12 protein-coding genes and 1 pseudogene are annotated in these 10,300 nt (G+C 60.0%); 10 read left to right on the top strand and 3 right to left on the bottom strand.

The genetic code is table 11. The features are described 5' to 3' along the window. From DBV08_RS32645 to ligD, 3 genes and pseudogenes are all read left to right on the top strand, one after another. Nucleotides 1-197: hypothetical protein (locus DBV08_RS32645; RefSeq protein ID WP_221621629.1), on the top strand; the 197-nt coding region annotated here is incomplete at its 5' end. A 283-nt stretch (nucleotides 198-480) separates the two neighbouring features. Further along, complete coding sequence (locus tag DBV08_RS31425; protein ID WP_311717398.1) at nucleotides 481-1,086, top strand: hypothetical protein; 606 nt, start codon at nucleotides 481-483, stop codon at nucleotides 1,084-1,086. A 1,215-nt stretch (nucleotides 1,087-2,301) separates the two neighbouring features. Further along, nucleotides 2,302-3,275, top strand: a pseudogene (gene ligD, locus DBV08_RS31415) (non-homologous end-joining DNA ligase). 273 nt (nucleotides 3,276-3,548) lie between these two features. On the opposite strand, the gene DBV08_RS32490 reads toward ligD, so the two are convergent. Continuing rightward, nucleotides 3,549-3,686: a hypothetical protein gene (locus tag DBV08_RS32490; RefSeq protein ID WP_185565008.1), complete on the bottom strand. Its 138-nt coding sequence runs from the start codon at nucleotides 3,684-3,686 to the stop codon at nucleotides 3,549-3,551. Nucleotides 3,687-4,081: 395 nt separating this feature from the next. Further along, on the bottom strand, nucleotides 4,082-4,648 hold the full coding sequence (locus DBV08_RS31400) for a hypothetical protein (protein ID WP_124570003.1): 567 nt from the start codon (nucleotides 4,646-4,648) through the stop codon (nucleotides 4,082-4,084). 927 nt (nucleotides 4,649-5,575) lie between these two features. Between DBV08_RS31400 and DBV08_RS31395 the strand changes: the two genes are divergently transcribed. From DBV08_RS31395 to DBV08_RS31375, 4 genes are all read left to right on the top strand, one after another. After that, on the top strand, nucleotides 5,576-5,788 hold the full coding sequence (locus DBV08_RS31395; protein ID WP_124570001.1) for a ribbon-helix-helix domain-containing protein: 213 nt from the start codon (nucleotides 5,576-5,578) through the stop codon (nucleotides 5,786-5,788). Beyond that, nucleotides 5,785-6,141 (top strand): type II toxin-antitoxin system PemK/MazF family toxin, encoded by a 357-nt coding sequence (locus tag DBV08_RS31390; RefSeq protein ID WP_124569999.1) that lies wholly within the window; start codon nucleotides 5,785-5,787, stop codon nucleotides 6,139-6,141. Before DBV08_RS31395 ends, DBV08_RS31390 begins: the two co-directional genes overlap by 4 nt. A 757-nt stretch (nucleotides 6,142-6,898) precedes the next feature. After that, nucleotides 6,899-7,147 (top strand): hypothetical protein, encoded by a 249-nt coding sequence (locus DBV08_RS31380; protein WP_124569997.1) that lies wholly within the window; start codon nucleotides 6,899-6,901, stop codon nucleotides 7,145-7,147. Between the two features lie 372 nt (nucleotides 7,148-7,519). Beyond that, nucleotides 7,520-7,966: a hypothetical protein gene (locus DBV08_RS31375; RefSeq protein WP_124569995.1), complete on the top strand. Its 447-nt coding sequence runs from the start codon at nucleotides 7,520-7,522 to the stop codon at nucleotides 7,964-7,966. Between the two features lie 166 nt (nucleotides 7,967-8,132). On the opposite strand, the gene DBV08_RS31370 is transcribed toward DBV08_RS31375, so the two are convergent. Further along, nucleotides 8,133-8,708 (bottom strand): hypothetical protein, encoded by a 576-nt coding sequence (locus DBV08_RS31370; RefSeq protein WP_124569993.1) that lies wholly within the window; start codon nucleotides 8,706-8,708, stop codon nucleotides 8,133-8,135. A gap of 342 nt (nucleotides 8,709-9,050) precedes the next feature. Between DBV08_RS31370 and DBV08_RS31365 the strand changes: the two genes are divergently transcribed. From DBV08_RS31365 to DBV08_RS31355, 3 genes are read left to right on the top strand one after another with little or no spacing between them, the layout of a single operon-like run. Continuing rightward, nucleotides 9,051-9,248, top strand: coding sequence for a hypothetical protein (locus DBV08_RS31365; protein ID WP_124569991.1), 198 nt, complete (start codon nucleotides 9,051-9,053; stop codon nucleotides 9,246-9,248). After that, the gene (locus DBV08_RS33330) at nucleotides 9,215-9,574 is read left to right on the top strand and encodes a sigma factor-like helix-turn-helix DNA-binding protein (RefSeq protein ID WP_185565006.1); all 360 of its coding nucleotides are present in this window, start codon (nucleotides 9,215-9,217) and stop codon (nucleotides 9,572-9,574) included. Before DBV08_RS31365 ends, DBV08_RS33330 begins: the two co-directional genes overlap by 34 nt. 47 nt (nucleotides 9,575-9,621) lie before the next feature. Then, entirely contained in the window at nucleotides 9,622-9,861 is a 240-nt protein-coding gene (locus DBV08_RS31355) for a hypothetical protein (protein ID WP_124569989.1), read from the top strand. Nucleotides 9,862-10,300 lie beyond the last annotated feature (439 nt).

Genomic DNA, 10,300 nt, shown 5'->3' with positions numbered 1-10,300 from the left:
TCAGCAATGCACTTTGGCCACCTTGGCGCAGCGAGAGGGCCGATCAGCTGATCGGCGGCTTAACGCTGTACAAACTCGGACATGAATCAGCGTCGAATATGAATGAAGCCGACCGACATGGCGTGACCATCGACCACCGCGAACGCGCAACTTCGGCGCGCCAAGATTCACGCACCCTCCACAGCCGAACTCCGTAATCCCTGCCAGAGTCAGTAGTCGAAGTCGGTTTCGCTGCTGCAGTGGAACTTTCAGGATGCCGACCGCCGGCCACCTCATTCATCGAAAGAATCGCACTGGACGCCCACCCGCGGACCGGGATTACTGAACGCTCAGCGGTCACCATAGTGGTGTGTAACGCTGATCACGAACCCTACCCTCGTTGAAGGAAACATATTCGATACTCGACTTAACCCGTCGGCAACTCTGCCGTGAAACTCTCCCTGAGTCTTGCAAAAGCAAGACGGAACAGGTGGAGAGGTCATGCCCGAACAAGTTACCCCAGAGGTCAAAGAGTTCAGCACCACGGAGCAGCGTCTGTATTCTCGACGGAGAGCCTTCAGTGTGGCGGGCGTTGCGGCAGCCGCAGGCGCTACCATGGGCGCAGGCCTTGGAACGCTAATGAACGAAGGGACGGCGTCCGCGGCCCCAGTTGCAGCTGGCGCCCCGTCCAGCGTCCTCCCACCACCTAATACCGGACCACTGGATGCGGAGACTATAATCGCAACCGCCACTGCCTATTTGAATCCAGAGAAGATGGGAACCCGAAAATCAGGGCAAGTCGCCGCCGCAATAGTCACGGATCGTGGCGATTTGTTCGGTGGTGTATGTATCGATGTCCCGTGCAGCATGGGATATTGCGCGGAGGCAGGTGCCATAGGCGCAATGTTGGTTGCGAAGCAGTCCCAGATAGCTCAAGTTGTCGCAGTCATTGTTGACGAAAGTGGCATAGTCAGCGTGCTACCGCCGTGCGGGCGATGCAGAGAGTTCATGTATCAGGTGAACGACAAGAATCTGGCTGCCCAGGTATTTCTAGGTCTCGACTCAGTCACCACTCTGGATGAACTGCTTCCTGCCCGTTGGAACTGACCTGGGAATGGGCGGGATGAAACACCGTCGGATGGGCCGTGCAGTCCCTAGACCCCTTGTTTGAACGCGCTTCAGAAACGCGTAGCCATCGTGAACTTTCGACGAAACACAGGAATAACCAGTTGATCTCCGGAGCGCATTGGTCTCCGTGGCGCATCTTGCTTTGTACGCGCCGGACTGCGTCGGGACAGCCTGCCACAGCTCCGTCATCCGCTGCCTTGAGCATGCGAATCGATGATCCGCTGTCGTCCTTGACATTTACAACCCTGGTCTACGCGGGAGACGTGGTAACTGTGACTGACATTGGGCAACAGGGAGGCTAGATCCTTATTGGAACGCGCAGTGGCGTGCCCTCGTTCGGCCCAATCGCATCGGTCTGACCGGGATGAAGGGCTTTCGTTACTCGCGGACGTGGAATTCGAGGCGTCCGTGCGTCTCGAATTCCACCCGGCTTTAGCATTAGGGATCGCCGTCTCAGTCGGGGCCACGACTCCGAAAGCTCAAGAAGCTAAGGGGCGTACAGAGCAGAGTACGTGTAGCGCAGCCTTCGGATGAGCGCTGGCGCAACCCCATCGAGGCGGGAAGTCTGATCCATGATCGAGTGGTCAAGAAGTCGTCGTACAAGTCGCCCCAGAACACCATGCCGGGGACCTGACCCGTCAATCCACGCTCCGCTCTACGGGGTTGACAGCCCACCCTCGACATGGTGACAGGGGAGCGACTCTACCGACTCGCAGGAAGGCATCACTATGACCGAAACAGCGACTCCCACAAGCTTTTTCGCGATAACCCGCACCGAAGGACACGTCGGATACGAGAACGAGTGCTTCACCCATTACGTCCAAGACAACAGCGGCCGCTACTGCCTGCGGGGACCGATGGTCCAGTCGGACGCGGAATGGCTTGCGAACAAGATGAATACAGGTGGGCTAACCAACAGGCAAGGCCCGCAACGGATTCGGTGCGGGCCTCACTGCTGTACTCCTACGCTGGCGCAGGACGCTCCGGCATCTTTATCATGATCAGTTCCGCGCCATCCTTGTACCGGTAGGCCCACTGACCATCCTTCGTCAGCGCCGTGCCGGCCTGGCCCTCGTCCGGGGCTGGACTCCACCCTTGGACCTCATCGGGTTTCTGCAGTCTCGCTCATCTCGCTATTGTCTCAACCTCGGAAAACCGGCCGAAATCAGTACAAACCCGCGCACAGTGGAAGGCATGAGCGCCGCCATCGGAAAACCAGTTCCGCCGATGCTCGCCACACTCGGGCATCGACCAACGGGGGAGCGCTGGGCATTCGAGTCGAAATGGGATGGAGTCAGAGCCATCGCCACTACCGGAACCAAACCGCCGGCATTGTGGTCGCGCAACGGCAACAACTTCAGCGCCTCGTTTCCCGAGATCGTCGACGCACTCTGCGCCGTGCTAGATCACCGCGAAACCGTCCTCGACGGTGAGATCGTCGCACTCGGACCCGACGGTGTCCCGTCCTTGTCCCGATTGCAGCGCCGGATGCACGTCCTCAAACCCACCGCGCAGCTCCGCAACGACGCCCTGACCACCTACTACGTCTTCGACGTCCTCGACGTCGACGGAACATCAACCACCGACCTGCCCTACCTCGAACGCCGCGAAGCGCTCGCCAACCTCAGCCTCGAGCACCCGCGCATCAAAGTCCCACCCCACTGGCTCAACGTCAACGGACCGACCATGCTCGAGGTCGCCCGCACACACCACCTCGAAGGCATCGTCGCCAAATCCATCACCTCGACCTACCAACCCGGAAAACGGTCCCCGAGCTGGCTGAAAACACCACTCCGCGCCAACACCGAAGCAATCATCTGCGGATTCATCCCCGGATCCGGCAACGCCGCCGGCGGAATCGGATCACTGATCCTCGGCGCCCACGACGACTCCGGATCGCTCATCTACATCGGAAACGTCGGCACCGGCTTTTCTGCGAGACAACGCCGCGAACTACGCGAACAACTCATCGAGATCGAGCGACCCACCAGCCCGTTCGCGATCACGCCACCCCGAGCATCACCCGCGAAGCCCGCTGGCCAGAACCACTTTTAGTGTGCGACGTCGAGTACCGGGAGTACACAGGCGGCGGACTCAGACACCCAGCATTCAAAGGTATGCGCATCGACAAGACCGCCGATGACGTCAACCTCCCCGGGCGCCACTGACCACCGGAAACGACAGGCAACCGGCACCACATCAGATGCATCAATCGTGCATCTGATGCAACCCGCCTCCCTGACCGCCGGACATGACGAAGCCGCCGGCACCGAAAGGTGTCCAGCGACTTCACAGGGTCGGTGCCCGTCTTGCGCCTCTCGGCAAGTGGCCGCTCGAAGCGGCATTTCTGGGGTGGTACCCGGGGCAAAGAACCGAACACCGACAGCCTCTACAACGAACCCCTGAGCAGAGTTATTCCACGCTGCCGAACAACGCAGAGCTCATTTTCGGGTGATGATCGAGCGCAACACGAAGTGGAACACGAGGGCGGTACCGGCAGCGACCGCGACACCGGCCACCACCTCCCCCAGAAGAACCCGGACAGCGACACCGAGGACTGTGGCGGCCGTGACCGCCAACGCGACATCAGCAGATGCCGGACGAGGACCGTTGATCGCAGAACTCCCTTCGAATACCTACCCGCAGAGATAGTCTCACGCCGCAAGAGTGGGAGGTGTACGCGTTGAACTTTTGAAGAAGAAGGCTCCCAACCGGATTCGGCGGGGAGCCTTCTTCTCAACCGATCGCACGATCGGGGGTGAACTACTTGTGCGAATGCCCATCCTGGGACCTGTTCAGGAGGTGTATGCCTCCGCCGACCACCACGAAAGCCACTGCACCTACGCTCAAGACCTCGGCGAACAGTGACCATGAGGACGATTGAAGACCGGCGGTGACAGAGCACACCACCAGAATTATGAGGCCGGCAGTTAAGCCACGGGTTTCGTTCTGGCTCATTCGCATGTGTAATCCTTTAGAGGCACTTGATGTTCGGGCCGGGGTTCAGGAATCCTCCGAAGTGAACCTCCATCTCGTTCGGGCAGATCCCGTATGAAGCAACGTACGACGCCGTCGCAACGAGTGCACCCGCGACACCTCCGCAAGCCACGACATTGATGCCGGGCAAGCCGCAGATGATGATTCCCATTGACGTGGCACTGCCGGCCGCGAGAGCAGTTTGATCTGCGCGGTTGAGGTAGATGTACACACCGTTGCCCACACCGACATGTAGACGCGGGGCGATCTGACCGGGATCGAGCGGTGCGGGCTCGGTGGTCTCGATGACCACACGAGGTGACCCTGCCTGCGTGACGTCGTACTCCTTGGTCAGGACGCCGCCATCGGTGCTCACGGTCGGAACATAACCCTGGCCTTCGAGTGACTGTTGCAGCGCCGCTACCGATTCGGGGGTGGGATCGGGAAGGACGTCCACCGGATCCGGCTCCACCGGCGCGGATGGTTCTGCCATCGCCGTGGCCCCGGACATTCCGATCAGCGAGAGCGCCATCGCCGCTCCCACAATGGCAGCTTTCAGTTTCATGACTCGTCCTTCTATAAAGGAATCACCATGCCATGCGCATTCCGGCAGGCAGGCAGATCCAGTAAATGGACTGTGCGCCAATATGATCCGCAGTCATTTTGCATTGTGCTGGTGATGCATCGATTGGTTGTGGGTCGACCCGGGCCGAGTCAAACATCTTTACTTTTGCTTTGCAACCGATCCCGATTCGGACATTTCACCAAAGTGCAGGTAGTTGATCTGGGAAAACCGAACGGTTCGAAAAAATTCCTACTTTCGGTGGGGTTTGACGAGCGATTCATGTTGACGTCCCTCACGTACCGAGTACGGGAGCAGCCAATGTAATAGAACATGTGTTCGATTAGGGTGATGCACGAGAGTGGCGTGAGGGAAGAGGTGCGGCATGACTGAACTGGCCGACCAGGCCCCACCACCGGCGTACGCGCTCAATAAGGCGGAGAAAACTCGAACAACTCCGACGCAAAACGGCGTCGATACCCGCCCGTTCCGACGGCACCGAACCGGCCACGCCATCTTTAGTGGTGGGTGTCGCTGTCGCGGCGCGCCGTCCTGTGGGCGTCAGGAAGAATCTGGTCGACGTGTTCGGCGGGGCCGAGTATGAAAGCGGTCCAAGTCGGAACACGTTGGGCTGTAGGTATATTGGCGCCAGAGGGAATTTCTGCTTCGAACAAAATTTGGCTGCGTTACGTGAGTTACGTCGGGCTAATCGGGCGTTGTCGCTTACCGGTGCCAAGGTGCTTCTGGATCAACTTCTGCCACCTCGCTAGCGCAGTCGTGGATCGCTGTCACCGAAAACGCCAGCGACCTGGCAACTATGCGGTTCGGAGAAGCTTCGCTGCCTCTTCAGAACGGACTCTTTCTTAGTTGCGAGGCGGTAAAGCGGTTTTCACGGGTTACCGCCAGGTCATACTTTGGTATGCTTAAAGTATGACCACGAAATTCACCATAAGTCTCCCTGACGAGGATGTACACCTACTCGACGAGTATGTGCGTGATCACGGACTTCGTGGCCGGTCGGCAGGAATTCGAGCCGCACTCCGCCTTCTCTCGACGTCCGGACTCGAACGTGACTACGCTGCAGCCTTTGCTGAAGGTGACGTAGATGAAGTGTGGGACGCTGTCACGGCAGACACCGAATGATTCGCCGCGCGTACATTCACTGGGTGGATCTCGATCCTGCGCAGGGCAGTGAAGCGGCGAAACGACGACCGGCGGTGGTGGTGAGCAACGACCGGGCCAACGCTACTGCGGAAAATCTCGGCAGGGGCGTGATCACCGTGGTGCCGTTGACTACCAATACTGCGCACGTGTTTCCGTTTCAGGTGATTGTCGAGTCCGAGGAGTCAGGTTTGGCGCGAGCGTCGAAAGCGCAAGCGGAGCAGGTGCGGTCGGTATCGGTTCGGCGTCTGGATCCTGAACCTGTCGGCAAGGTCGGGATGGAGACTTTCGCTGCGCTCGAGGATGCGCTGCGGTTGCACCTCGATCTGCAGTAACTTGGCGCTGTTGGGACCGGGTGATCGCCTCGATCGTCGGGCTGCGGTTGCCGAAGAACCTACGTAGTCTGCCCCACTCGCTGCTTGCTTCCCGTGCCAGCGTGGCAGTGAGAGTGCATCTGACGAGCGGCAGGACGACGCGGCTCGCTAGTAATTTGTCTCGATACAGCGAAACGAACCGACGGGTCGAACACCTAAGGTGTGCTGGTCCATCCGTCCGGGGTGTGCAGTATTCCGTTCACTCGCACGGGAATAGGGGGTCCTCCGGCGTCTCCTACTGTGCGGCGGCGTATCTCGTCGAGGATTTTGCTCATGTCGCCCTGCTCCGGTGCTGGCCCGTTCTCAAATTTTGCTGATTCAGCAGAACAGAGCATTCGGTCGTGACGGGGAACGACGCGGCGGTACTCGCGTCCTCCGCTGGGTTCGTCGTCTCGGTCGGCGAGCATCCCCCGATCACGACTGCGGCGACAACGGCGGCCAGGGCAATGACGAATCCGCGCATACCGGACGAGTGTCGGTACCGACGGGTGTCAACGGGGGAAGCCAGGTGCTGGGTGGAGACCGCCCGAAGATTGCCGGGTGTGAATGAGGAAAACTCGCTGACGAAGACCGGTACGAGCAACACCGAGAAATCGGACCCGCAGCGACATGAGTGATGGCGGCATCCAGCACACTCAGCCCCCCCTGCTCTGTCAGAGCGTGCGTCGCTGTGCCCCGAACGCGGTTGCCGCGAAGTTGCTCTGCCAGAATTAGGAAGATGACCGACAAAAACGGCAAAAGCAAAGATGTGACTGCAGTAGGTTCCCGTGTGCGAATCACGGTGTCAGACTCCGATGCCGGTGACAGCGTGGCATGCACGGGTGTGGTGATCGAGGACTACGAGGACATGGTGATCGACCGCGGTTCGGTGGGGCGGGACTGGGCTCCGGTGCAGCGGTGGGCGATCGCACTCGATGACGGGCGCCTGATTTTTGCGAACGACGAAGACCTGACGCCCGCAGAATAGGGTTATCGGCAGACTGCGCTTTGCGAAATCCTTCGGGCGAGAGCCGTGTCGCACGCTGCTGCTCGAGGCTGTTTGGAGCTCCGCGCAAAAAGGCCGGGCGGCTGTGGATTGGGTGATTGCCCCCGACATCCAGGCGTAGTGAGTTGTGCGGGACCCGTACGTGGCGTAGCGCACGATGTTCTCTTTGCTTGTCGCGGCAATTCGGCCGGTCAGGTGGATACGCCGCGGTGCGTCGTCCCGCCGCGCACATCTGAAGCAGACCGCCATTCCTGCCGAGACTGAGAGATTGCCTCACGTTCCCCGTGGAGAAGAGTGCGAGCTGGGTGGTGGGCCGGTTTTGTATTGGGGCTGTAGATGTCATATCAAGGATCTATGAGGTCGAGGGTGGAAACGGTGGGCGAGCGGAGGGGGATGTGGATAGTCGCCGCATTGTCGGTACTTGCTCTGGCAGCACTCATCTGCGCGGTGGTGACGTTCAGCATTGCTGTGCAGTCGATCTCCGGTGGTCTGGGTCCTGCTGTCGAAGCGAGGGTGCTGGACGTGGAGGACGGTGCCACGCTGGGCCGTTGTGTGCGTCCGCGCACCTATACGGTGGGATGGGCGCAGGACGACGTCGACCACATCGAATCGTTCGTCGAGTGCTCCAGCGCGGATGAGTACGCTGTGGGCCAGACGGTGAGGTTGTGGCGGAGTTCGAGTGGTCATCTGATCACGTCGAGTCCAGTGCGGATCGGCTCCTTGAGCGGTGTGTTGTCGCTGGCGACGGGAGCGTTGGCGGTTTTCGCCGGGCGGAAGGCAGTTCAGGCGTGGCCGGCTTGATGCTGTCCAACGGGCTCGGGGCGCAACATTTTGCCGCAATGGCTGCCGACAGGAATGGGCAGCGACATCGCCGCCCTACGTGCGATCTTCGAGGCTCCCAGCGCTGCGGCGCGGCACTCGAGAGACTTTACCCTCGACAGCATCAGCTGGGGGACGGTGGATGTCTTCAGTTCATGAGGTCGGCGCGGTGGAGGAAGGTCGTTGCTGCTTCTGCGGTTTCCAGGCCACCTGCACTGATGTCGATGTTGAGGCCGGTGATGGTGTCGACGTAGTGCACGGAGTTGACGGCGTCGCGGTATTCGAGGCGCGCTGCTGCGGTGTGTGTGGTGTTTTCGGTGACGAGTTCGGGTCGGTTCTCTTCGCGCCAGTGCTGGAGTGTTCGTTCGGCTTCGGCCTTGTTCACCCAGACGAGGTAGACGATGTTGTTGTCCGAGAACCCTTGGTTGAGTGGTGATGCGGGGGAGACGCTGCAGAGGAGGTAGAGATCGCCGGCTTCGGTGTTGGAGCCCTGTGAGCAGATGCTGCTCTGGGCCAATACTGGTGGGAGCGTTGCTGTGACGGCATCGAGCGTGGTGTGTGTTCCGCCCGTCAGCGGCGCACTCGATGTGGCTGTGGGCAGGCTGTTTTCATCGACGGGTGTGGTGCCACAACTTGTGAGGACGAATGTTGCTGCGGTAAGGGCGATCAGATACCGGGCCCGCGTCGCTTTCACAGTTTCGGCGGGCACTGGATAGGGCGACATTTCTGCATTATTCCTCATGCGCCGCAACGATCTTCGATCGTACCGTTGGTACTGGCCGCCGCGAGGTGTGATCGTAAGACGGCTGTGGCGGCTCCTGTGGGCGAAGACTGCTGCGATTGTCGGGTTGATGGCAGTCGTCGCGTATCGGGAGCGGCGCCTCACGTTCATGCTGAGCGGGAGTTAGGAACCTCAGTGCTGATGGGTCGCGCATGGCGTTGCGTAGTGTGATGTGCCCCAATTTTCCGGAGTTCGTTTGTTTTACTTCAGGCATTGATGCACCCGAGAGAGGTTCACGATGTCTCGACGTATCCACCCGAGTTCCGCCGAAAAACTCTCGACCTGTTGAAGTCAGGACACACGGTTGCCGGGGTTGCCGCAGGTCTCGATGTCACCGGGCAGACCATCTACAACTGCCGTAACCAGGAGTTCATCGATACCGGGCCACGATCACCACTCGAACAGCACTCGATACGCTCAAAGCGCGTCACCGGTGCCGCGAGATCTTCGTGGGCGACGCTCTTCCTCCCGAAGGCGAAATAAGCGGCCCGGACGCGGAAGTGCTTCTCGCTGAGTCTGTCAGTCGTGCACTCCTGGTCGTCCTCGAATGTCTCTCCCCGGCCGAGCGGGTCGCATTCGTGACGCACGACGTATTCGCTATGCCCTTCGGCGAAATCGGGAACATCTTGGATCGCACTGCGGCGACGAGTAAGAAGTTGGCGAGCCGAGCCCGCACTAAAATTGACGCCGCCCTCGCCCCTGCGTCCTCGCAGATACCGGAACACACCAAGATCGTGCGAGCCTTCCTTGCCGCTTCACGGGGAAGCGATATCCCTGCGTTGCTCGAACCCTTCTTGCACCGGACGTGATCCGTACTGTAGATCCAATTCTCGTTGCGCCCGGAGCGTCGAGGGTCATGCGTGGGGCCGCCGAGGTTGCAGCCGAGACTCGGCAGTTCACCACGCGCGCGAAGAAGGCAGCAGTGGTGCTCATCGATGGCGAACCTGGCGTGACGATCGCCCCGTTCGGGCGGCTACTTGCACTGATGACCATTTCATTCGACCCCGACGGGCAGATTCACCGGATCGGCATCACGGCCGATCGTTCCTGCATCGATGCCGTGACGCTCACATTGCAAACAGCGGGAGGCGAATAGACCTGTTCGAGGTTGCGGAAAGAGATAGAAGCACTCGACCTGGTGACAGGAGAGCGACTCCACCGACTCTCAGGAAGGCGGCCAGATGAGCGAAACAGCGGCTCCCGCAAGCGTTGTCGCAACATTCGTGCCGAAAGGTACGGCGGATGCGAAAATAGGTGCTCCAGGAATCGCGCTAAGTAGCGACGCGATGGCTGATGCTTCGGCGGGCGTTCCGAAATCTGAACAACTTCTCGCAGTCGGGCGAATATCGTCCTTGACGTCGATCGCGGTACTGATCCGTAGGTGACAACGAAGTCAGCGTCTAGCACGTACCGTGCCAAGACTGTTGCCAAAATATCGCACTGTGGCAGTCCGGCAGCGTCGGCGAGTCTGCGGCGAGAGACGCTTCCCACCGCCGTTGCATCCTCGATGCGTAGTCCAGGAATGTTGGAGTGGA

It is taken from the genome of Rhodococcus sp. KBW08 (assembly GCF_003852455.1).
Classification (GTDB): Bacteria; Actinomycetota; Actinomycetes; order Mycobacteriales; family Mycobacteriaceae; genus Rhodococcus_F; species Rhodococcus_F baikonurensis.
This window is presented reverse-complemented; position numbering and strand designations above follow the sequence as displayed.